19 protein-coding genes are annotated in these 22,510 nt (G+C 51.6%); 15 read left to right on the top strand and 4 right to left on the bottom strand.

The features are described 5' to 3' along the window. Positions 1-204: 204 nt before the first annotated feature. Both JSQ80_RS08340 and JSQ80_RS08335 read left to right on the top strand, forming a co-directional pair. Positions 205-1,641: a S41 family peptidase gene (locus JSQ80_RS08340; RefSeq protein ID WP_206094983.1), complete on the top strand. Its 1,437-nt coding sequence runs from the start codon at positions 205-207 to the stop codon at positions 1,639-1,641. A gap of 137 nt (positions 1,642-1,778) precedes the next feature. Beyond that, positions 1,779-3,149 (top strand): PDZ domain-containing protein, encoded by a 1,371-nt coding sequence (locus JSQ80_RS08335; RefSeq protein ID WP_206094982.1) that lies wholly within the window; start codon positions 1,779-1,781, stop codon positions 3,147-3,149. Positions 3,150-3,336: 187 nt separating this feature from the next. On the opposite strand, the gene JSQ80_RS08330 is transcribed toward JSQ80_RS08335, so the two are convergent. Together JSQ80_RS08330 and JSQ80_RS08325 are read right to left on the bottom strand one after the other, a co-directional pair. After that, entirely contained in the window at positions 3,337-4,152 is an 816-nt protein-coding gene (locus tag JSQ80_RS08330; RefSeq protein WP_087434040.1) for an OmpA/MotB family protein, read from the bottom strand. After that, positions 4,136-4,948 (bottom strand): flagellar motor protein, encoded by an 813-nt coding sequence (locus JSQ80_RS08325; RefSeq protein ID WP_206094981.1) that lies wholly within the window; start codon positions 4,946-4,948, stop codon positions 4,136-4,138. The genes JSQ80_RS08330 and JSQ80_RS08325 overlap by 17 nt, the downstream gene beginning before the upstream one ends. A gap of 394 nt (positions 4,949-5,342) precedes the next feature. On the opposite strand from JSQ80_RS08325, the gene uvrB reads away from it, so the two are divergent. Together uvrB and uvrA are read left to right on the top strand one after the other, a co-directional pair. Next, on the top strand, positions 5,343-7,340 hold the full coding sequence (gene uvrB, locus JSQ80_RS08320; RefSeq protein ID WP_087434107.1) for an excinuclease ABC subunit UvrB: 1,998 nt from the start codon (positions 5,343-5,345) through the stop codon (positions 7,338-7,340). A 57-nt stretch (positions 7,341-7,397) separates the two neighbouring features. After that, a complete protein-coding gene (gene uvrA / locus JSQ80_RS08315; protein ID WP_206094980.1) occupies positions 7,398-10,268 on the top strand; it encodes an excinuclease ABC subunit UvrA in 2,871 nt (956 codons plus the stop codon). 622 nt (positions 10,269-10,890) lie between these two features. Here uvrA and JSQ80_RS08310 read toward each other — a convergent pair. Further along, on the bottom strand, positions 10,891-11,778 hold the full coding sequence (locus tag JSQ80_RS08310) for an IS3 family transposase (RefSeq protein WP_240463842.1): 888 nt from the start codon (positions 11,776-11,778) through the stop codon (positions 10,891-10,893). 41 nt (positions 11,779-11,819) lie between these two features. Further along, on the bottom strand, positions 11,820-12,140 hold the full coding sequence (locus tag JSQ80_RS08305) for a helix-turn-helix domain-containing protein (protein ID WP_206094979.1): 321 nt from the start codon (positions 12,138-12,140) through the stop codon (positions 11,820-11,822). Positions 12,141-13,132: 992 nt separating this feature from the next. Here JSQ80_RS08305 and thiM point away from each other — a divergent pair. The 11 genes from thiM (at position 13,133) to JSQ80_RS08250 (ending at position 22,492) form a co-directional block, all read left to right on the top strand. Next, positions 13,133-13,975 (top strand): hydroxyethylthiazole kinase, encoded by an 843-nt coding sequence (gene thiM, locus JSQ80_RS08300; protein WP_087434043.1) that lies wholly within the window; start codon positions 13,133-13,135, stop codon positions 13,973-13,975. Further along, on the top strand, positions 13,972-14,784 hold the full coding sequence (gene thiD / locus JSQ80_RS08295; protein ID WP_087434044.1) for a bifunctional hydroxymethylpyrimidine kinase/phosphomethylpyrimidine kinase: 813 nt from the start codon (positions 13,972-13,974) through the stop codon (positions 14,782-14,784). Before thiM ends, thiD begins: the two co-directional genes overlap by 4 nt. Next, the gene (gene thiE / locus JSQ80_RS08290) at positions 14,781-15,431 is read left to right on the top strand and encodes a thiamine phosphate synthase (protein ID WP_206094978.1); all 651 of its coding nucleotides are present in this window, start codon (positions 14,781-14,783) and stop codon (positions 15,429-15,431) included. The genes thiD and thiE overlap by 4 nt, the downstream gene beginning before the upstream one ends. A 75-nt stretch (positions 15,432-15,506) precedes the next feature. Then, a complete protein-coding gene (locus tag JSQ80_RS08285; protein ID WP_206094977.1) occupies positions 15,507-15,977 on the top strand; it encodes a nucleoside 2-deoxyribosyltransferase in 471 nt (156 codons plus the stop codon). 15 nt (positions 15,978-15,992) lie between these two features. Continuing rightward, positions 15,993-17,009 carry a thymidylate synthase gene (locus JSQ80_RS08280; RefSeq protein WP_206094976.1) on the top strand — a complete coding sequence of 339 codons (1,017 nt, stop codon included), beginning with the start codon at positions 15,993-15,995 and terminating at the stop codon, positions 17,007-17,009. 15 nt (positions 17,010-17,024) lie between these two features. Next, positions 17,025-17,786, top strand: a complete 762-nt coding sequence (locus JSQ80_RS08275; protein ID WP_206094975.1) for a class I SAM-dependent methyltransferase — start codon at positions 17,025-17,027, stop codon at positions 17,784-17,786. Positions 17,787-17,861: 75 nt separating this feature from the next. Then, positions 17,862-19,103 (top strand): HAD-IIA family hydrolase, encoded by a 1,242-nt coding sequence (locus tag JSQ80_RS08270; protein WP_206094974.1) that lies wholly within the window; start codon positions 17,862-17,864, stop codon positions 19,101-19,103. A 60-nt stretch (positions 19,104-19,163) separates the two neighbouring features. Further along, positions 19,164-20,390 (top strand): thiamine pyridinylase, encoded by a 1,227-nt coding sequence (bcmE, locus tag JSQ80_RS08265; RefSeq protein ID WP_206094973.1) that lies wholly within the window; start codon positions 19,164-19,166, stop codon positions 20,388-20,390. A 214-nt stretch (positions 20,391-20,604) separates the two neighbouring features. Continuing rightward, positions 20,605-21,912: a helix-turn-helix domain-containing protein gene (locus tag JSQ80_RS08260; protein WP_206094972.1), complete on the top strand. Its 1,308-nt coding sequence runs from the start codon at positions 20,605-20,607 to the stop codon at positions 21,910-21,912. After that, positions 21,909-22,046 (top strand): hypothetical protein, encoded by a 138-nt coding sequence (locus JSQ80_RS08255; RefSeq protein WP_206094971.1) that lies wholly within the window; start codon positions 21,909-21,911, stop codon positions 22,044-22,046. The genes JSQ80_RS08260 and JSQ80_RS08255 overlap by 4 nt, the downstream gene beginning before the upstream one ends. 209 nt (positions 22,047-22,255) lie before the next feature. Further along, positions 22,256-22,492, top strand: a complete 237-nt coding sequence (locus JSQ80_RS08250; RefSeq protein ID WP_206094970.1) for an aspartyl-phosphate phosphatase Spo0E family protein — start codon at positions 22,256-22,258, stop codon at positions 22,490-22,492. Positions 22,493-22,510 lie beyond the last annotated feature (18 nt).

The raw sequence follows: 22,510 nt of genomic DNA, 5'->3' as shown, positions 1-22,510 counted from the left end.
TATAATAGTGAGTATCGGGCTTATACGGCGTGCATATTATTTTAAGGCGCATGTTTTTGCGTGATGAACCAGAACCTGTATGACTCTGAAATTGATACTTTTGATTCCATTTGCCAAGTTGCTTTACAAGGTACCGGTTGCAGAACCAGGAGGTTGAATGGCCCGAGCTTAAGCATACGGACAAGACGAAGGCGGTGAATTATTATGTCGTTCAAAGGGCGTACCGTCGCTCTGCTTGTAGGAGCGGCGATGCTGGCAAGCAGTGCGTTAACGCTGACCGCTGTGGATTTGCCGATATTTGCAAGCGGAGGACAAGCTGCCGCAACAAGCAGTGGCCTATCGACGCAAGAAATGCAGAAGCTGAATTCAGCAATGGGAATTATCGAGAACAAGTTCTTTACTTCGGTCGATCGCGAGAAGCTGGTTAACGGTGCCGTACATGGCATGATTTCTTCCCTCGGCGATCCTTACTCTACCTTCATGGAGAAAGAGGAAGCGGAGCAGTTCAATCACAGCATCGAAGGTGCCTTTACCGGGATTGGCGCGGAAGTAACGATGGAGAACGGCGAAGTGACGGTCGTATCGCCTATTAAAGGCTCTCCGGCCGAGAAGGCGGGGGTAATGCCGAAGGATGTTCTGCTGTCGGTTAATGGCGAGAGTCTGGAAGGCAAGAACTTGAACGAGGCCGTAACGAAAATTCGCGGTCCAAAAGGCACGAAGGCGAAGATTACGATTAAGCGCGCCGGCCAATCGAAGCCGATGGAGCTAGTCGTCGTGCGTGACGAAGTCGATATGGAGACGGTCTATCCGAAAATGCTGGATGACAAAATCGGTTATATCGAGATTCGCCAATTCTCTCTGAACACGTTCGAGCGATTTAAGGAAGAATTGGAGAAGCTGGAGAAGCAGGGGATGAAAGGGCTCGTCATTGATGTGCGCAATAACCCGGGCGGGGTGCTCGATATCGTGCAGAAGATGACGGAGCTGTTCGTGCCGAAGGGCAAACCGATTGTCCAGGTTGAAAATCGCAATAAAGAGCGCGATCGTTACAATTCTCAAGGCGCGGCTGAAGTGAAGCCTTATCCAGTAACGGTATTAACGAATAAAGGCAGCGCCAGCGCTTCGGAGATTATGGCCAGCGCGCTCAAGGAATCGGCAGGCGCCAAGCTGGTGGGCGAGCATACGTTCGGCAAAGGTACGGTTCAGACGAGCTACGATTCCGGCGATGGCGGATTGATTAAGATTACGATTGCCAAATGGCTGACGCCAAACGGCAATTGGATTCACCAGAAGGGAATCGAACCGGATATTTCGGTGCAGCAGCCTGATTTTTATTACGTGGCTCCGATTCCGAAAGATAAGACGCTGAAGTTCGACATGAATGATGCGGACGTGAAAAACGTTCAAATTATGCTGGACGGCCTCGGCTATAAGCCTGGACGCAAGGATGGGTATTTCTCGAAGGAGACGGAAACGGCGATCAAGGCATTCCAGCGCGAGCATAAGCTGGGGGCTACCGGCTCGGTGGACGCCAAGACAGGTGAACAACTGGAGCAAGCGATTATGAAGGCAATGCGCGATCCGAAGAACGATGCGCAATTGCATAAAGCGGTAGACACATTGCAGAAGGAAATTCGCTAAAGTCTGTCGAATAGTAAGGAAGGTCGCAAGCTTCGGCTTGCACCTTCCTTTTTTCTTTTTTGTTGCTTAGTGCTGGAACATTTAGTTTATATACATGAAAGCAAGTCAGGTTGGAGTTGTGGAAAGGAGCGGATAAAGTGGACCTCCTAGCGGAAATCGGTGTTCATTTGGCAGAAGGATTGCTGCAATGGCTGCTGTCGCCATTTTATTGGTTGGCAATCATCCTCATCGCGATGTACTATCGAAGGCAGGTGACGCTGGAACGAAGGCTGTTCTCCGTTAAGATGCATAGCTGGGCCGAGCAAACATGGCATGCATGGCTGGGAGGCCTCATCGCAGGCCTTATCGTCTCGGCGGCCGCCATCGGACTCGGGATTACTCTAACCAGCGAGGTCGTTATTGCGCTGTGGATCGTCGCTTTGCTGCTGCTTCTGGTGCGCGTGCGCTTCCTTTGTCTCGCTTACTCAGCCAGCGCGCTGGCCTTGCTGCAGTTCGGATTGCGCGTATTCGCTCCGGACTGGACGGTGGAGGGTTGGGGCGGCACGATGATCGCAGCGATCCGTGATATGGATGCGGCTGGCCTGCTCGTGCTTGTTGCGCTGCTTCATGCCGCGGAAGCTTGGCTCATACGCAAGCAGGCGGCCCGGATGGCCGGGCCGTTGTTCATGGAGAGCAAGCGCGGGGGCATTGTCGGCGCTTATCAGATGCAGAGCCTCTGGCCGGTGCCGCTCATGCTGCTCTTTCCGACGGCTACTGCGGGTTCCCCGCTGCCCTGGACGCCGCTTTTCGGCGGAGATAGCTGGCTGCAGGGCTGGTCGCTTATCGCATTTCCCGTCATGATCGGCTTCTCCGAGCTGACGTTCACGCGCTTGCCGCAGGAGAAGGCGGCCGTCAGCGCCTCGCGCTTGTTCGCCTACGCGGCGGTGCTGCTCGCGTTCGGCTTGGCTGCGTCGTGGTGGTCGCCGCTCGTGCCGGTTGCAGCGCTTGTCGCGCTTGTGCTGCACGAGGCGCTCATTTGGTACAGCCGCCGCGAGGAAAGCGAGCGCAGCCCCGTCTTTACGCAGGATGCGCGCGGCTTGCGTGTGCTGGCGGTGCTGCCGGATAGCCCGGCAGAGGAGCTCGGCATCCGCATCGGCGAGGTCATTGCGAAGGCGAATGGCATTCCCGTGCGGACGAAGGAGCAGCTGCATCAGGCGCTGCGTTCCAATGCGGCCTTCTGCAAGCTCGAAGTGTACGATGCGAACGGAGAAGTCCGCTTTCTGCAGCGTGCGCTCTATGCGGGAGAGCATCATCAGTTGGGTGTGCTGTTAGCGCCGGACAATAGCGTCGGCTATGTTGCGGTAACGAGGCAGCCTTCCTTTTTCGCGCTGCTCGCAGCGCCATGGGCGAGGCTGAAGCGGGGGTTCGGGTCGAAGCAAGATGAACAGGAAATGTCCACAGGGGACGATAAAGCGGATAAACATGACGATGCTCACCGCCAGACAGCAGCGACGGACACCTCCATATAATAATCAAAGCTCACATCCAATGCAGGATGTGAGCTTTTTAGTTGATGACCAAGATAACGCTGTGGATTGTGGATAAATCATTCTCAAACCGATTGATTTGTTCAGAAGTTGTTAACAATCCGTTGATAAACAAGTGTATGACGTGGATAACTATGTTAATATTGTTGATAACCTGTGCATATCTGAATTACTGCACCATCTTGCGCAGAACGATAATTTCGACTCGCCGGTTCTGCTGGCGATGCTCCTCCGTCTTGTTATCAACGACGGGGCGGGTTTCGCCATATCCGGCAATTTGGAACTGCTCGGGATCAAGTTTCTTCTCGTCTACTAAAAATCGAAGCACGGACAACGCGCGTGCCGCGGACAGCTCCCAGTTGTCCTTGTACCGTCCGCCTGGAGCGAAGGCAAGATTGTCTGTATGCCCCTCTATGCTGATCGTGGTGTTCAGCTGCGGGAACAAGCTGGCAAGCTTGTCCATCGTCGGCATCGCTTTCTGCTTCAGATCGGCCCGGCTCAAGTCGAACAGCAGCTTGTCGCTCATCCGGATTGCAATCCCTTTCGGGATATCGGACACTTCAATTTGATCGCCGAGTTTGTTGTCATCCACATATTGTTGAATGACGTTCATGAAGCTTTTCAATTCCTCTTCCTGCTTGCGAAATGCCAAATCTTTGTTCGTTATCGTTCCAATCGCAACCGCATGCTCTTCCTTCATGTCGCCTGACCCGCCGTCTTGGGCCGTATCGAGGGCACCGGTCTCTCCGGTCTTCAAAAAGCCGCCGTCCAAAATGCCCGCTCCCTTCGGCAGGGCGGAATCCGCATTGCGGAAGGAGAGCTGAAGCGTCTCGGAGAGGGATTCATATTTATCCGCGTCCACCTGGCTCATCGCGTACATGATGACGAAAAAAATCATGAGCAGCGTAATCAAGTCGGCATAGGTGATTAACCAGCGCTCGTGACTCTCCGTCTTGGCCGCGCCCCTTCTATTCCTGCGTCTCATGAATCATCCCTCGCTTTGCGTCCGGAACCATCTTCAACGGTTGCAGCGAATCTTCGGCGAGCAGAAACGAGCCAAGCTTTTTGCGCACAATTTGCGGGTTCTCGCCCGCCTGGACGGACAAAATGCCGTACTCCATCATTTCCATTAAGCGAATTTCTCCCTCGCTGCGTGACTTGATCTTGCTTGCGATCGGAAGATAGATGACATTGGCCGTTGCGACCCCGTACAGCGTAGCCGTGAAGGCGACTGCAATGGAAGGGCCGAGCGCGGAAGGGTCGGAGAGATTGCTGAGCACGTGAATCAGCCCCATGACCGTACCGATAATCCCCATAGTAGGCGCATAACCGCCGGCAGCCTCGAATATTTTAGCATAGCCTTCATGCTTCTCTTCGACGGCATCCATTTCGAGTTCAAGCATTTCTTTGATTAGCTCCGGATCGGTGCCGTCCACGACCATCATCATGCCTTCGCGCAAATATCCGTTCTCGTGCTTGTGCGCATGGCCTTCCAAGGCCAGAACGCCTTCGCGGCGGGCAATGTTGCTCATTGCCACGATGTCGTCAATCAGCTTCTGCCCGTCTGTCGTGTTGCGCCGGAAAGCCATTTTGAGCGCGCTCGGAATGCTGCGAAGACGTTTGCCCGGGAAGCTGACGACAACCGCTGCGATCGTGCCCCCGAATACGATAAGCGCGGCGGTCTTCTCCCATAAACCGCCGATCTGGCCTCCTTCCCACAAAAAGCCGCCGATTAGTGCGGCCAATCCTGCAATAATGCCTATTACCGTCGTCTTATCCATAAATTGATCCTCTCCTGTTAAACATACATTTCCCATTTGCATCCAATCAATGAAAGGAGTATAATCAAAAGGGAACAAACATTCTTATTTTGAACGTAACAAGGACTTGGGCAGGATAGAAGCGCAAGCACCTTATCCACGTATAAAAAGAACTGAAGAAACGGTTATTTTTCTTAGCATAACTCGCCTCTCTTTTTCTTTGGGCTGTCTCTATTTTATCGGGTATAGATTGGGTAAAGTTTAGGGAGGGAAACTACCCGCCAAGTTTCGCAACTGTTTTGAGTCGGGGGACCTAGAAGAATGATGGTCCTCCGGATGAAATCAGGATTAAGGAACCATCCGCAAGATGGCAATAATAGAAGTAACAACTGGAAACGGAAAGAGCGGTGACATGATGGCAGATTTGGAAATAAGCACGAAGACGTTCGAGCTCGTCTCGGAATTTGCGCCTCAAGGAGACCAGCCCCAAGCCATTGAACAGCTGGTGGAGGGCGTGCATCAAGGCAAGAAATATCAGACGCTGCTCGGTGCGACTGGAACGGGGAAGACGTTTACGATTGCCCAGACGATCGCCCGCTTGAACCGGCCGACGCTCGTCATTGCGCATAACAAGACGCTCGCGGCGCAGCTGTGCAGCGAGTTCAAGGAGTTTTTTCCGAATAACTCGGTCGACTATTTCGTCAGCTATTACGATTATTATCAACCGGAGGCGTACATCCCTTCCTCCGATACGTATATCGAGAAGGACTCCAGCATCAATGAAGAGATTGACAAGCTGCGCCACTCTGCGACGAGCTCGCTGTTCGAGCGGCGGGACGTCATCATCGTAGCGAGTGTATCCTGCATATATGGCTTGGGTTCCCCGATTGAATACGGCAATCTCGTGCTGTCTCTACGCACCGGAATGGAGAAGCCGCGCAACGTCATATTGTCGAAGCTGGTAGACATTCAGTATCAGCGCAATGACATGAACTTTGTCCGGGGAACGTTCCGTGTCCGCGGGGATGTCGTTGAAATTTTTCCGGCCTCGAAGAGCGAGCATGCGGTGCGCATCGAGTTATTCGGGGATGAGATTGAACGTATTACCGAAATCGATGTATTGACAGGGGAAATTATCGGAGAACGTGACCATATCGCTATCTTCCCGGCCTCTCACTTCGTTACGGCCGAGGAGACAATGAAGGCAGCTCTAGTTAATATCGAACGCGAATTGGAAGAACGGTTGGAGGTGCTGCGCGATCAGGGCAAGCTGCTGGAGGCGCAGCGTCTTGAGCAGCGAACGCGTTACGACATTGAGATGATGCAGGAAATGGGCTTCTGCTCCGGAATCGAGAATTATTCGGGGCCGCTTACGTTCCGGGAACGAGGAGCGACGCCGTACACGCTGCTTGATTATTTCCCGGATGATTTCCTGATTGTCGTCGACGAGTCGCACGTTACACTGCCGCAGATTCGCGCGATGTATAATGGGGACCGCGCCCGGAAAGAAGTGCTTGTGGAGCATGGCTTCCGCTTGCCGTCGGCGCTGGACAACCGGCCGCTCAAGTTCGAGGAATTCGAACAGAAAGCGGGTCAATCCATCTTCGTATCGGCGACGCCGGGACCATACGAGCTGGAGCATTGCCCGAAGATGATCGAACAGATTATTCGTCCGACCGGATTGCTAGATCCGGTCATTGAGGTTCGTCCTACGAAAGGGCAGATCGATGACCTGATCGAGCAGATCCGCATCCGCTTGGCGAAGGATGAGAGGGTGCTCGTGACGACGCTGACGAAAAAGATGTCAGAGGATTTGACCGATTACTTGAAGGAAATCGGCATTAAAGTGCGCTATTTGCACTCCGATGTCAAGACGTTGGAGCGCATGATGCTGCTTCGCGATCTGCGTCTCGGCGTATTCGATGTGCTGATCGGCATTAACCTGCTGCGGGAAGGACTGGATTTGCCGGAGGTGTCGTTAGTCGCCATACTGGACGCCGACAAGGAAGGCTTCCTGCGCGCGGAACGATCGCTCATTCAGACGATCGGACGGGCGGCGCGCAACGCGGAGGGATACGTCATTATGTATGCCGATAAGATGACCGACTCCATGACAAAGGCGATTAGGGAGACGGAGCGCCGCCGCTGCATCCAGATTGCCCATAATGAGAAGCACGGCATTACGCCGCAGACGATCCGCAAAAAGATTCGCGACGTCATCGAAGCGACGAAGACGGCTGAATCGAAGGGCGAGTATGATACTGGCAAGTCCGTGGAGAAGCTGTCTAAGAAGGAGCGCCAATCCCTGATTCAGCGTGTGGAGAAGGAAATGAAAGACGCAGCCAAAAATCTGCAGTTCGAACGCGCGGCCGAGCTGCGTGACGCCCTGCTGGAACTGCGTGCGATGGATTAACAATTAGGAAGTCTTCATGAGGTTCGAGTGAACCCGAGAGAGCAGGAGGGTAACCCATTGGCGAGTGAACATATAGTGATTAAAGGGGCGCGTGCCCATAATCTGAAAAATATCGACGTGACGATTCCGCGTGATAAGTTCGTTGTTCTGACGGGCTTAAGCGGCTCAGGGAAATCGTCTTTAGCCTTTGATACGATTTATGCGGAAGGCCAGCGGCGCTACGTGGAGTCACTCTCTGCGTATGCGCGCCAATTTTTGGGTCAGATGGAGAAGCCGGATGTCGACTCGATCGATGGCTTATCACCGGCGATTTCGATCGACCAGAAGACGACAAGCCGCAATCCGCGTTCCACCGTTGGCACGGTGACGGAAATTTATGATTACTTGCGTTTGCTGTTCGCCCGCATCGGGCGTCCGCATTGCCCGGACCATGGGATCGAAATTACGTCGCAGACAGTCGAGCAGATGGTAGACCGCATCATGTCTTATCCAGAGCGGACCAAGCTGCAGCTCTTGGCGCCGGTCATCTCTGGACGCAAAGGCGAGCACAAGACGGTGCTCGCCGACATCCAGAAGCAGGGCTTCGTGCGCGTGCGCGTGGATGGCGAGATTCGCGAAGTATCGGAGAGCATTGAGCTCGACAAGAACCGCAAGCACAGCATCGAAGTCGTCGTTGACCGTATCGTCGTCAAGGATGACGTGCAAGCCCGCTTGGCCGATTCGATCGAGACGGCGCTGCAGATGTCGGGCGGCAAGCTGCTCGTCGATATTATCGGCGAAGAAGAACTCGTATTCAGCTCGAATCTGGCTTGTCCGACCTGCGGCTTCAGCATGGATGAATTGTCGCCGCGGATGTTCTCGTTCAACAGTCCGTTTGGCGCTTGTCCAGAATGCGACGGACTCGGCATGAAGATGATTGTCGATCCGGAACTGCTCATTCCCGATACGGAGAAAACCATCGATGACGGAGCGTTTGAAGCATGGGCCGGCAGCACTTCGAACTACTATCCGCAGTTTCTGAAGTCAGTCTGTGAGCATTACGGCATTCCGACCGATATTCCGGTAGGGCAGCTTGAGCCCGATCAGATGACCAAGCTCCTGCATGGCACAGGCAGCGAGAAGGTGAAGTTCCGCTACGAGAATGATTTCGGTCATTCGAAGGAAGCTCACGTCGTGTTCGAAGGTGTCATTCACAACCTCGAACGACGCTATCGCGAGACAGCCTCGGAAGGCATTCGCGAGTACATCGAAGGCTTTATGAGCGCGAAGCCGTGCGGTGTATGCAAAGGATACCGCTTGCGCAAGGAAACGTTGGCCGTGACCGTGAACGACAAGAATATGGCCTACGTGACGGCGCTGTCGATCGGGGAAGCTCAGCGCTTCTTCTCGGGTCTGGAGCTCAGCGAGAAGGAGCAGATGATTGCGAATCTCATCTTGAAAGAGATTAATTCGCGTCTCGGATTCCTGGTGAATGTCGGGTTAGAATATTTGACGCTGAACCGAGCGGCAGGAACGTTGTCCGGCGGCGAGGCGCAGCGGATTCGTCTCGCGACGCAGATTGGGTCCAGCTTGATGGGCGTCCTTTATATATTGGACGAGCCAAGTATCGGGCTGCATCAGCGTGATAACGATCGCCTCATTGAAACGTTGGAGCATATGCGTGATTTGGGCAATACGCTGATTGTCGTGGAACACGATGAGGATACGATGCTTGCGGCCGACTATATTATTGATATCGGTCCAGGCGCGGGTATTCATGGGGGCAAAGTCGTTGCGGAAGGCACACCGAAGGAAATCATGGCGGATCAACAGTCGCTTACTGGCCAATACTTGAGCGGACGTAAGTTCATTCCGGTTCCGTTGGAGCGCCGGTCGCCGGACGGGAGATGGATCGAAGTGCGCGGAGCCAAGGAGAATAACTTGCGTGGCGTCAATGCAAAGATTCCGCTGGGCGTATTCACGGCGGTCACAGGCGTCTCCGGTTCCGGCAAATCGACGCTGGTGAACGAGATCCTGTATAAGACATTGGCGCGTGACCTGAACAGAGCCAAGGTTCGTCCGGGCGAACACCGTGAAATTCGCGGCATGGAGCATATCGATAAAGTGATCGATATCGACCAATCGCCTATCGGGAGGACACCGCGTTCGAATCCGGCGACCTACACCGGCGTGTTCGACGATATTCGTGATCTGTTCGCGCAGACGAATGAGGCTAAGATCCGCGGCTACAAGAAGGGCCGGTTCAGCTTCAACGTGAAGGGCGGCCGTTGCGAGGCTTGCCGCGGGGACGGGATTATTAAAATAGAGATGCACTTCCTGCCGGATGTATACGTCCCCTGCGAGATTTGCAAGGGCAAACGGTACAATCGCGAAACGCTGGAAGTGAAGTATAAAGGCAAGAACATTGCAGACGTGCTTGAGATGACGATAGAGGATGGGGTAGAGTTCTTCCAGAACGTGCCGCGCATTCACCGCAAAGTGCAGACGCTTTTGGATGTGGGCCTTGGCTATATGAAGCTCGGTCAGCCGGCCACGACGTTGTCCGGCGGCGAGGCGCAGCGGGTCAAGCTTGCAGCCGAGCTGTACCGCCGCAGCACAGGCAAGACGATCTATATCTTGGATGAGCCGACGACCGGTCTGCATGTAGCTGATATCGACCGCTTGCTGCAGGTGCTGCACCGTCTCGTTAATTCTGGCGAGACCGTACTTGTCATCGAGCACAATCTCGATGTTATCAAGACGGCGGACTATATTATTGATTTAGGCCCGGAAGGCGGCAGTGGCGGTGGCTCGCTCGTTGCCCAAGGCACGCCAGAGGATGTCGTGAAGGTAGACGCTTCTTATACCGGACGTTACTTGAAGCCTGTCCTTGAGCGCGATCGCGAGCGGACGGAGAAGTCATTCGTCGCAGCGGCGAATGACGCGTAACACGTTAACGCAGCATAAATGTAACGATGAACCGTCGTCTGCCTGAGAAGGCAGGCGGTGGTTTTTTTGCATGTACGCGATAGAAGTATATATTGGTTTCATATTCCGTTCGTGCCATCGCGTGTTCAGACAGATGGCGCTCCGCTTCATCCGCTACTTTTGCCTCATCTTCAGGAGGAGGAGCCACGGCCAAGGACGGCTCTGGTTATCTGCCATCACGAGCTGACGCTGTATGCTTGGTATATACATGTATCTCTTTCCCGTCGTCGTCCTTCCTGACGATAGGGGAGAATGGCCATAGTTGAACCATCAAATTTCTTGATTATAGTTTGATACAGCTTCGTTACTTATCTCAAGTTATTGGGGAGCGATACTCTTTTCGCTCGGCGCTTCCGATCACTCTCCCCTTCGATCAGTAACAACGATTTCAACAGCGCCTAGGTATGGTCGGATAGAACGGTTGATGTAATAGTGGAACCCCTCCAACTGCAATTATACATTTGAGAGTCCCCTTTTTACGTTTTTCGTCACGCTGGACTGCAATCGCGGCTAGGCCCCTTAAATCCGGAGTCTGATCCCCCAAAAAGCCTTCTTTCGTAGGATTGCTCGGAATGCCGAGCAATTACATAGCTTTATGAAACATGGATTGATCCTCCAGCGTCATTACCCATTCGGAGAATTTCGCTGGAGGCATCCGTTTTAAGCTCCCATGCATTTTACGGTTATTATAGAAATCCATGTAGCGATCAAGCGCTTCATAGGCCTCCTCAAAGGTCATGAAGTCAACTTTGCTGAATAGGTCGCGTTCCAGCAGACTATGAAATGACTCTATGTACGCATTCATATTGGGAGTTCGTGGCGGGATGCGCTCATGAACCATCCCGAGGCTATCACACGTATCACCAAAAAGCGCACTGACAAACTGTGGCCCGTTATCCGTACGAATCGTAGGGAGCGCTTCATCTGCCTTTATTCGTTTTTCCAACGCACGACATAATGTTTGTACGGCATGCTTGGCCTCGCATTTCGGCCCTCTGTATTGTTCGACGATAACACGATCAAATACGTCAATAATGCTGAGAACGAAAAAGAAACGCCCGCGTCCCGTGACATAACCGTATTTAATGTCCATCTGCCACAATTGGTTTGATCCTGTCACCACTCGATTCTTCGGCAATCTACGTGGATGCTTGGATTTCCTCTCACGTTGTTTTTGGAGAATACCTAGTTCTTTACAAAGTCGATACGATTTCTTTTTGTCTAGTACGAGCTCACGTTCGTTACGGAGACATTGGGCAAGGAGTCTGTAACCGTACACATGCTCTTCTCCTTCAACGAGCTCTAGTAGCCATTCTTTGATCTGTCCGTCACTTACTTTCTCCCCCGTTTTCGTACGAGAAAATCCGGGCTGAGGACGACCTCTCTGTCCGCTTGCGGCGCGTTCTTCGGAGTTGGCCGATCGCTTTCGCCGGTCGTAATACGTTGATTCTGAAAGCCCTATGATTCGCAGAACCCTTGCTGCTGCTTCTCCCCGCTTAATAAACTGGTCTGCTATTTCGTATTTTTCGGATAAGCGGGGTTCTTCTTTTTTAGCAACTCTCGCAGAATCTCAATCTCCAGCTCTTTTTCGCCGATAATCTTAACGGCTTTTTCATAATTCACTTCAACTTCCTGAAGTCGTTGAAGTTCCTGTAAATGCTCATCCGTCGTTGGAATTTCATCCGGTCCAATGTCGTCACGATGCTCTCTAATCCACCCCCGAATCGTTTCAGGGTGTATGTTGTACATGCGGGATAATACGCCAACTTTAATGCCAGCTAACGCCTCACGAACTATTTTTAATCGTGTTTCCTCATTCAATCTTTTCCCCATTCCAGATCATCCCCTTTACAAATAGTTTAATTTATTTGAGGGGGAAGACTCCAGTTTAATTAAGGGGCTTTGAAGATCGTACATTTCATTTTCATATAATTACATAAATAATGGTAAATCACTCGATTTTAACTGTACATTTGCAGTTCGACCGCTGAAAAGGGCGGTATTTCGCAAAAACAACTGCACAAATGCAGCTTGTTGAGAAACCCAGAATGTAAAAAGAAAGAAGTATGGTGGGGGTATCCGCTTCCGTCGCTGTTGAATCCAAGTCATTAGGGATGAGAAGGTGCGGGGATGACTCGGATTCAAAGGCGATCGCCAGGTCTCTTCAGCGGACACCCTCCACCCTTATTTGTTTCATGCGGGTTTCTCAAAAACCTGACAAATGCAGTTCGCCGGCTCTTCTCCTGCCTTCTTTAAGTTAAATGAATCACTCCTATTTTCCAATAGGGAAAATGTGCGCGTATGTCACTTTCAATAAGAAGTCATTGATTTTTACAAATTTAACCTCTAATATGGAATTAGACATAACAAAAGTAGAAATTTAACAAAATAACTAGCGGGAGCCTGCCGAAGCAAGCTGAGAGTACAACTATTTGTTGTTGACCGATTGAACCTGTTGGGTAATGCCAGCGCAGGAAGCGAACATGTAAAGACGCATGCTGTTCGCATGTGTTTTTTTGTCATCAAAATAAAACTATCATCTCCATCCTCTTATGAGAGCAATCTTTTTGTGCCACAAGTTTATCGGAGCCTGGCAAATGCTTGCTTATGTGGCGTTGTGCTCTGTACCCTTCTTATCATTAAATCGTTCAATTCAGTTGTAAACTCGGTCAATCACAATCCGTCTATCATTTCCCTAAACGCGCCATCAAAAAGGAGGCTTAACACCCACTTATATAGGCGCGGAATAAAGCTGGCAGTCTATTAAATTTTGACCATCATCTGCTCTAGCAGGCTCCCGTTCCTAAAGAAAGGTTGGATGGATCATGACCGTACACCTAGTATCCGCTCTTATTGAAAAACTTCACCAAGAGCAACCGCTCATACATAATATGACCAATGTCGTGGTGACGAATTTTACCGCCAACGGATTGCTGGCGCTGGGCGCTTCGCCGGTGATGGCATATGCGCCAGAGGAAGTGGCCGATATGGCCAAGCTTGCCGGAGCGCTGGTGCTGAATCTAGGCACTCTCTCTAAGGAGCTGGTAGAGGCGATGATCGTTGCCGGGCAAGCTGCCAACGCTCACGGGGTGCCTGTGCTGCTCGATCCGGTCGGGGCGGGCGCGACACCGTTCCGGACGGCGTCCGCCCTGCGTATTCTGCGCGAGGTGGAGGTGTCCCTGATCCGGGGCAATGCTGCCGAAGTGGCGCATCTGAATGGAGAGCACCGCGCCATTAAAGGAGTGGATGCCGGACACTCAGCTGATGACGAGCGAGCGGATTTAGCGGTCAGAGCTGCCAAAAACCTGCAAACGGTCGTCGCCGTAACGGGGCCGGAGGACGTCATTACCGATGGACAGGCCGGTTACATCGTAAAGGGAGGGCATCGTATGTTGGCGCAGGTAACGGGTGCGGGATGTTTATTGACATCGGTGTTGGGGGCTTTTGCCGCTGTGGAACCGGATATGCTTTTGGCGGGGACCGCAGGGCTTGCTTTTTATGGAGCCGCTGCCTATGAGGCTGCTGCGCGTACGGAAGCGGCGGGACCGGGGAGCTTCCAAATCGCTCTTATTGACGAACTGTCCAGACTTAACCGGGATTCTCTGGCGACACATACGGAAGTGCGGGAGTTCCAGCCGTCTTTCGTGAAGGAAGGTGAAACACGATGACCGTATACAAAGCTCTGACGATTGCCGGTTCGGATAGTGGAGGCGGTGCGGGAATCCAGGCGGATATCAAGACGTTCCAAGAGCTGGGCGTATTCGGGATGTCCGCGATTACTGCCATAACGGTGCAGAATACGCTGGGTGTTCAAGCTGTCTACTCGCTGCCTACGGAAGCGGTGATCGGTCAAATGGACGCGATTGGCTCCGATCTGACGCCAGATGCCGTCAAGACAGGCATGCTCTTTAACAAAGACATTATAGCGGCGGTGGCAGACCGGATTGTGCATTTCGGCTGGAAAGCGGTCGTGGTCGATCCGGTGATGATTGCCAAGGGGGGCTCCGAACTGTTGCAACAAGAGGCAGTGGAAGCGTTGAAAGAGCAGTTATTGCCGCTTGCCCTCGTCGTAACGCCCAATATTCCCGAGGCCGAGGCCATAACCGGCATGTCCATCCGGACAATGGCGGATCGGCGTGAAGCTGCCAAGCGGATCGGCGCTTGCGGTCCCGCCTATATCGTTATTAAGGGCGGGCATAGCGAAGCGGAGGAGCAGGTGACGGACCTGCTGTATGATGGACAGCAATTCACCGAGTTGTGCGGCAAGCGGGTTCATACCCGGCATACACATGGAACGGGTTGCACTTTCTCCTCAGTCTTGGCGGCAGAGCTGGCCAAAGGCTCGTCTGTCGTTGACGCCGTCGGGACAGCCCGCGCATTCATTCAAGCGGCGCTGGAAGATACGCTCGGCATCGGTCAAGGTCATGGTCCGACCAACCACTGGGCTTACGGCCGCAGAAGGGCGGTGCGGTCATGAGCCGAATTCCGGCAGACCGGATGCGCGCATACTTGCGGCTCTACATGGTGATGGGCAGCGTCAATTGCCGGCTGGATCCGCTATATGTGGTGCGGGAAGCGCTGGCGGGAGGCGTGTCGCTGTTTCAATATCGCGAAAAGGGATCGGGCGCACTGACCGGGGGCAGAAAAAGGGACTTGGGATTGGAGATTCAAGCCCTCTGCCGCAGGATCGGCGTTCCATTTATCGTCAATGATGATATCGAACTTGCGCTCGAGCTCGGCGCGGATGGCATCCATATTGGTCAGGATGATGAACAGGCAGACCGTGTCAGGTCGAAGATCGGCGATAAAATTCTCGGAGTATCGGCGCATACGGTTGCGGAGGCGCGGCTGGCCGTGGAACAAGGAGCGGATTATCTGGGAATCGGGCCAATATATCCTACCCGCTCCAAGGAAGATGCGCATGAAGTGCAGGGCGTATCCATCATTCGCGAGATGCGCGCAGCGGGAATCGATGTGCCTCTCGCCGGGATCGGCGGGATTACTTCTGCGAACGCAGCGGCGGTCATACAAGCGGGGGCGGATGGCGTAGCCGTCATTTCGGCGATAACCGGCGGGAATGACATTCGTGAAGCGGCGGCTAGAATACGCCGGCTAGAGCCGTAAATGAACAGCTAGGGAACGATTATTCAATCATTATCCGTCAATGTATAGCCAAATTTGAAAGGTGGAAGCTGCGAGATGAGTATCGTGACCAAATCGGGTATCAAGAAGTTGTTTTTGGCGGGACCATTCAAAAGTCTGGTGGATGCCGAAACAGGCTGCATGCAAGAAAGCGAGCAGCAAAGATTGATCCAGCTGATCTCATTTTTTGAAGCGAGAAATTACGCTGTTCATAATGCGCATAAGCGTGAAGGCTGGGGCAAAGATTTCATGACGCCTGAGCAATGTACGGCCATCGACTTCGAGGAAATCCGCGCCTGCGATCTGTTCGTTGCATTTCCCGGATCTCCCGCCTCTCCAGGCACGCATATTGAAATCGGCTGGGCTTCTGCCTTCGGCAAGCCGATCATTCTGCTGCTGGAGGCGAGCAAGGATTATGCATTCTTAATCAGGGGGCTCGGTAAGGTCGCCGATGTGACGTTCATTTCCTATCAAGAAGAAAAAGATTATCTGTCCAAGCTCCAACAAATGTTTGGCAGTGCGGAATAGAAGGGGGATAGGTTGGTGCGCTTCGACCAATTTCACGAATCTTATATCGCTACGTTAGACGAAATTTATAACAAACCGCAGTTCTATAATGCGCCGCGCGGTCATCAGAGCCGCGAGAGGCTGAATTATCAATTTGCTCTCGCAAATCCCGTGGAGCGCGTCTGTTATTTGTCGAGCCGCCGCACGAATATCATATTCAATTTTGCCGAAGCATTGTGGTATCTGTCGGGCAGGGACGATCTGGATTATATCGGCTACTACAATCGGAAGATGAACGATTATTCTATGAATGGCTGTACGCTTACAGGAACGGCTTACGGTCCTAAAATTTTTCGTTTCGGAACTGACCAGGTGAATCAATGGAAGCGGGTCGCACATTTACTGGGTCAAGATGACCCGGATTCCAAGCGGGCCTTTATCCAGATTTTCGATGCCAATGAATCGCTGGAATCAGCAAACATCGATGTTTCCTGCACGATAGGGCTCCAATTTTTTGTGCGGGAGCGGAAATTGTATACTGTCGCCTACATGCGTGCGAATGATGCGTTTCGAGGCATGGTCAGCGATGTTTTTTCATTCACGTTCATGCAGGAGCTGCTTGCCAGGGAGCTTCAGCTAGAGTTGGGCGATTATTATCATGTGGTCGGTTCGGTACATATCTATCAGCCGGATAATCATGTCGTGGAGAAGGTGCTGGAAGAGGCTCGTTCTCAGCCGCGTGACAATCAGAGCGTGGATGCTTTTCCCGCAATGCCTTCGGGGAGTCAGTGGCCTTACATTCGGTCCGTTCTGGAGCATGAATCGTTGCTGAGAGAAGACCAAATCTCCTTGTCAGGCCCGGACATTGAGGCGATGGACATGCCTGCTTACTGGCAGCAGGTATTGCTGCTGTTCAGTTTCTATCAATCTGTAGCTTATAAGAGACCGGTGGATGGTTCCGTGTTCCGTGCTTTGTGGCCGGTCTATCAGAGGTTGTTGCAAAACAAGTGGCCTGATCTGTCTAGATCAAATATGCAGCATATCCAGCAGTGATAAGGGGGCAAAGGCATGCAGACGTCGTGGAAGCAAGAAGTCGTCGCTAATCAGTTCGAGGCTTACAATGATATTCTGGAGCAGACATTGGGCTTTCGATTTGTGTTTGATATTTTAAGCACCGTTCCCGGGGGGAAGCGGGTGCTGGATTATGGGTGCGGGCCCGGAAAAGTAGCTTACCGGCTGGCAGAGAGTATGGATTTGAATGTTGTTGCCGTAGATGAATCAAGCAATATGCTTGATATTGCCGTTCAAAAACGTTCTCACCCTCAGGTGGACTACCACCGAATCGAGAATGATCAATTGACATTTCTGGAGGACAATTCGGTATATGGCGCGATGACCTGCTATGTGTTCATCAATACAAGCAGCCAGGAGCGAATCCAGCGAATTATGAGGGAGATTCATCGCGTACTGGCCCCGGGCGCTCCCTACGCGATTTTGGATACGCATCCGGATTCGACGGGCATCGAATTTTCGACGTTCCGCAATGGAGTGCCGGGAAAAAAATATAAACATGGCGAAGCGCGGCAAGAATGGCTTCATCTTCCGGAGCGGGAGGATATGATTCTTCATGATTTTCACTGGCCCAAGGAGATGTACCGCCAGCTTCTGCAGGAGGTTGGTTTCAAAAATATTGAATGTTTGGAGCCTACCTTACAGCATATCCCTCCGGGTGAATTAAGGGAAATAGAGCAAGCCAGTCAGTTTGATCAATGGAAAATGGAGCGGGAATATCCTCCCTTCCTCATTTATCGGGCGGTCAAAGATGCGTGAGCAGCGGACTTTTCCGGTCAGAGTCGGGAGACAGCCTTATGGCAAACCGGCAGAGTGATCGTTAGGAGGAATGACGTGTTATTAGATAGATTTGACGTGTTCTTATTTGATTTGGACGGCGTGATCTATATTGGGTCCGAAGCCCTGCCGGGCGCTGTTTCAGCGCTCGAACGCCTTCGGGCCGAACGCAAGACGATTCGGTTTCTGACCAATAATCCCTGCATGACGCGCGAGCAAGTCGCGGCTAAGTTAAACGGCCTCGGGATTGAAGCGGGCGTTGGTGAAGTCGTCACATCGGGCTGGGCAACGGCGCATTATTTGCGTGAACAGCAATTCCATTCCGTATATGTGCTGGGGGACGAGCATTTGGAATGGGAATGCCGTCAGGCAGGCCTTGAGCTTGTGGATGTGAGCAGCGCCGAAGCCGTAGTCGTCGGTTGGAGTGATGAACTTACACTCCGGGAGATACAGGGAGCCGTGACGCGAATTGTGAAAGGCGCAAAATTCATTGCCACCAATGCGGACAGGATATTCCCGGGTCCGGTGGGGCCTATGATGGCGGTCGGAACGGTCGTTGAAGCCATCAAGTTGTCTGCGGGGATAATCCCGGACGTTGTGGGCAAGCCATTTCCTTATATGTTTCAGCAGGCGCTTGAACATGTGGAGGACTTGTCCCGCGCAGTCATGGTAGGCGACACTCCTGATGCGGATATCGCGGGCGCACACCGGATGGGCATCTCGGCAATTCTCGTATCAAGCGCTCCAAGTTCCGAGTTTCCATCTGCGCGTGATTTTCGCAAACCCGATGCTATCATTCCCGATTTGCGCAGCTTGTGGGACCAAGAGGTGCGTTTGGAGCCTTGGACAGCTCCGGCTTTTCCTTGGCCGGATGACATCAAGCCGGGGGTGGCAGGCATTATTATGGATGAACGCCGCAGGGTTCTCCTGATGAAGCGTGCAGATAACGGGTGCTGGGGGATTCCGTCGGGTCATGTCGAGCTGGGAGAAACCGTAGAGGAAGCGATCGTTCGGGAAATCGCCGAGGAAACCGGCCTGAACGTTAAAGTGACACGGTTGATCGGGGTCTATTCGCACCCTGATTCCCAAGTTTTTTCGTATCCGAACGGGAAGGTCAGCCATTTTGTGACGACGTACTTTCGTTGTGAGGTGGCGGGCGGAACGTTGGTCAGAGAAGGGGACGAAACGTTGGATGTGCAATATTTTGAATTGGATGCGCTGCCGAATAATATGTTGACGATGCATCCCCGGTGGATCGCGGATGCCCTAGCGGATGATTCTATCTCTTTTTTCCGTTAAGACAAAATCTATCAAGCTACCATGGTGATTTAAATTCCAATAAAGGAGAGCGATACCGGCATGAAGAGTTTTAAAGGAATCATGTACAGAAATTTGATGATTATGCTGGCATTGTTGCTTGTTGTCGTCAGTCCGGCAGCGGCTGGAGCGGACCATCTCAACGCACCTGCGAATATCACGCTGAAGGTAGCGGTATATCCCTACGTGCCTGATTCTTCCCGGTTTGAAGCGGCCGTTCTCGAACAGTGGGAGCGGAAAGAGCCTGATGTCAAGCTGGAGTTTGTGGCTTGGGATTCCTACTCTACGGAACCGCCTGAGGATCTGGACGTGTTCGTGTTAGATTCGATTTTCCTCAGCCATTTCGTGGATGGGGGGTATTTGCTCCCTTTCAGCAGCAATGAAATCGACCAGGCGGATGATGTTGTGCACTTTGCTCTGGAGGGTGCGAAACGAAACGGGAAAGTGTACGCCCTTCCGCAAATTTTATGCACGAACCTGCTCTTTTACCGGAAAGATGATCTGAAAATGGCGCAAGTAAATAATATTTATGAGCTCTACAAGCAAGTCGGCACCAATCAGTCCGATCAAATCCCGCCTCCCGCAAATAAGGGGCTGCTAATCGACATGTCAGGAGGCACGACCAAGGCGAGCATGTATTTGGAAGCGCTCATCGATGTAACCAACCGTTATACAAAATATGACGTGCTTCCGCCGCTGGACCATCTAAATGAGAAGGCCATTCGCGGCTTGAGGCTGCTAATCGATATGGCGGGGGTGAATCAATCGCAATATTATCCGGAGGATGGCGACGCTTATGCCAGAGCCTCCTGGTTCGCGCAGGGCAGCGGCAGAGCCTTTATCGGCTACAGCGAATCGATGATGCGGATGGGGGCTTTTGCAGATCAGGTAAGGTTTAAACCGATTTCGTCGTCGGCCGAGCAAGACATTCCGCTCTTCTACAGTGATGCTGTCGGTGTGAACGCTCAGACATCCCATCCCAGACTAGCCAAAGAGCTAGCGAATGTCGTGGCCGCTTCGGATACGGTGGAACAAGGCCTGCGGCCTCATGCTGAGGGCCAATATCCGCAGTATCTCTTACCGGCACGCCATAGTGTATATAGTGCCTTAGAGAAGGATTACCCTATCTATTCCGAGTTATCTCGAATTGTGAATAATCCTTCTAACCGTGTATTCCGCATTGGTCCTGAGGCGCGCACGTGGCTGGATGCCGCCAAAAAAGTATTGCCGGAAGCGCTTGGGTTGACGAGCTTGGCGAGAGCAAGCTAAAAGCATGGTGCCCCTGTGATTGCCAAGGTTCATCGGGGCGCTTTCTCTTTTTTAGAACATATTGTCCCGAACAGGTGGGGTAGAAGGCTTGCACAGGTGTTTGGCACAGGGAACAGAAACTTGCAAGATATTAGCCAAAGGTTATTCACTAATTAGGGAATATGTGGTAAAATGTAATCAAAAGTCGATAAGTGTTATTTGGAAGGGTGAGGGAATGAGAACGGAGTCGTTAGAGTTCACATCTATTGGCGACCTCATCAGAACAAGCCGACAGGAAGCCAATTTAACTTTAACCGTGCTGGAAGAGAGATCGGGCGTAGGGAAAGGGATCATTTCCAAGATTGAGAACGGGGAAACGAAGCGTCCGGATTTTAAAACGATGCAGGCCCTCGCGGGCGCCCTTGACTTGCTTTATGCAGACATTGTGGAGTTATATCTCTCTGTCGAACAAAGAGCCGATGTGCTTATGTCCATCTTAAGACAATCGGTCACCAGCGCGCCCTCATTATGTACCCGCATTGCCTCCCGCTATTTATTGGACGAGCGAAAAGACAGCTACGATTTGGTAGAGGAGTTATACACCTTTGTTGGAACGGTCACAGACAATCTAACGATTAAACTAGCTTTGTACAAGCTTATTATAGATTATACGCGTTCACATGGAATCCAAACGTACTACGCCAAGGCGTTGCTGCAGGACTACCTGATTCAACGAGACAAGTGTGAAGAACTGCAAACTACCTATCATACCGGAAAATGTATTTTAAATTATGTTCAATTCTTGACGAACGAAGAACAAATTAAGCTTTATTACAAGCTGGGCGTTCATGCCTACCACCTGAATAAATACGAAGAGGCAATAGAGTCGTTCCATTATGTCGAGAAGCTGGATGTTACGGAAAGCAAATTAAAAGCGGATGCTGTTCTCTTGGTCAGCTTTTGTTGCTTTTTTATCGGCAATTATAAGCTGGCGGAAGAGAACATCAATAAATATGAAACCTACTCGTTTCCTGCTGTATTAGAAAATGTACAGTTCATGCGGGGGAAACTGAATGCCAAAAAAGGAAAGCTCGCTTTGGCTACTAACCAATTGCAAGGTTGTTTGATAAGAAACCCCGGAAAAATATACATCATTTACGAGCTCATCGATCTATACCTTCGGCAGGACAACTTTAATGCGATCGAGCAGCTTATTAAAAATGAAAAGGATTATATCGAGCCTGCTCGGTTAAATCCCCTCGTTTTTTCCGATCAGGCTTTTTATTACAAGATAAAAAGCGACTACTATTATAGGCTGAACAGGAAAGAAGACTCCGTGGATTGTTTGTTAAAAAGCGCGACCCTGTTTTTTAAGATAGATAGGAAAAATAACGCTCATAGTTGTTTTGAACTGCTGTTTGATCGGCTATTAGGCGAGATCAGAGCAAAGAATGAAAACATCGAACAGTTATACGGTTTGCTGCAGAAGGTAAGAGCAGCGTTTCATGCGCTGAAAAATACCCATCAGGAGGTTTTACAATGAAGAAAATGTGGAGCAAATTATCAGTCATGGCATTGGGTGTTGCCGTATTCGCCTATCCTTTGCTGGAGGCGGCTGCACAGTCGGACGTATTCAAAGCGTTCGCGGGCGGTGGCGGCGGAGTTGTGGAGTGGTAAGTCATTAACCAGTATCGTTGTGGCAAGTATCCATGGAACGCCCTTTATAAAGGGTGTTCTTTTATTTTACAAAATAGGATAATTATTGAGTTTTCTAGCGTGTCCAAAATCGATGTTTCGAGAAACATGGGTTATACTAGGTCGGAATACAGAATCTGGATAACGAATTGTCGTCAGACCGTTTCCAGCCGGAAAGGGTGACCTAGCTTATGAATATCGCTCATATATCGGGGAATCGCACGCATGAAGCGTTGATCCACAAAATAGAACGGATTCGTCGTGACTTGGTGCAGGCGGTGAACGAGAAGAAGAGCTTTACGGACGATGAAATCGTCAAGCTGAGCCAGCAATTGGATGATTATCTGGTAGCGGTGCAGCGGGAGACATATGCCAAATGGATGGTGTCAGCAGCCGTGTATGCACGGACGGAGCGGTTGGACGCCTAAACATATAACGAATAATCT

The sequence above is a fragment of the Paenibacillus apiarius genome (assembly GCF_017052585.1).
Lineage (GTDB): Bacteria > Bacillota > Bacilli > Paenibacillales > Paenibacillaceae > Paenibacillus_B > Paenibacillus_B apiarius.
This window is presented reverse-complemented; position numbering and strand designations above follow the sequence as displayed.

Coding starts and splice junctions, on each gene's coding strand:
- bcmE (WP_206094973.1), top strand. CDS start 19,164: ATGAAGAGTTTTAAAGGAATCATGTACAGAAATTTGATGATTATGCTG.
- JSQ80_RS08255 (WP_206094971.1), top strand. CDS start 21,909: ATGAAGAAAATGTGGAGCAAATTATCAGTCATGGCATTGGGTGTTGCC.
- JSQ80_RS08330 (WP_087434040.1), bottom strand. CDS start 4,152: ATGAGACGCAGGAATAGAAGGGGCGCGGCCAAGACGGAGAGTCACGAG.
- thiM (WP_087434043.1), top strand. CDS start 13,133: ATGACCGTACACCTAGTATCCGCTCTTATTGAAAAACTTCACCAAGAG.
- JSQ80_RS08260 (WP_206094972.1), top strand. CDS start 20,605: ATGAGAACGGAGTCGTTAGAGTTCACATCTATTGGCGACCTCATCAGA.
- thiD (WP_087434044.1), top strand. CDS start 13,972: ATGACCGTATACAAAGCTCTGACGATTGCCGGTTCGGATAGTGGAGGC.
- JSQ80_RS08285 (WP_206094977.1), top strand. CDS start 15,507: ATGAGTATCGTGACCAAATCGGGTATCAAGAAGTTGTTTTTGGCGGGA.
- thiE (WP_206094978.1), top strand. CDS start 14,781: ATGAGCCGAATTCCGGCAGACCGGATGCGCGCATACTTGCGGCTCTAC.
- uvrB (WP_087434107.1), top strand. CDS start 5,343: ATGGCAGATTTGGAAATAAGCACGAAGACGTTCGAGCTCGTCTCGGAA.
- JSQ80_RS08305 (WP_206094979.1), bottom strand. CDS start 12,140: ATGGGGAAAAGATTGAATGAGGAAACACGATTAAAAATAGTTCGTGAG.
- JSQ80_RS08275 (WP_206094975.1), top strand. CDS start 17,025: ATGCAGACGTCGTGGAAGCAAGAAGTCGTCGCTAATCAGTTCGAGGCT.
- JSQ80_RS08325 (WP_206094981.1), bottom strand. CDS start 4,948: ATGGATAAGACGACGGTAATAGGCATTATTGCAGGATTGGCCGCACTA.
- JSQ80_RS08250 (WP_206094970.1), top strand. CDS start 22,256: ATGAATATCGCTCATATATCGGGGAATCGCACGCATGAAGCGTTGATC.
- JSQ80_RS08340 (WP_206094983.1), top strand. CDS start 205: ATGTCGTTCAAAGGGCGTACCGTCGCTCTGCTTGTAGGAGCGGCGATG.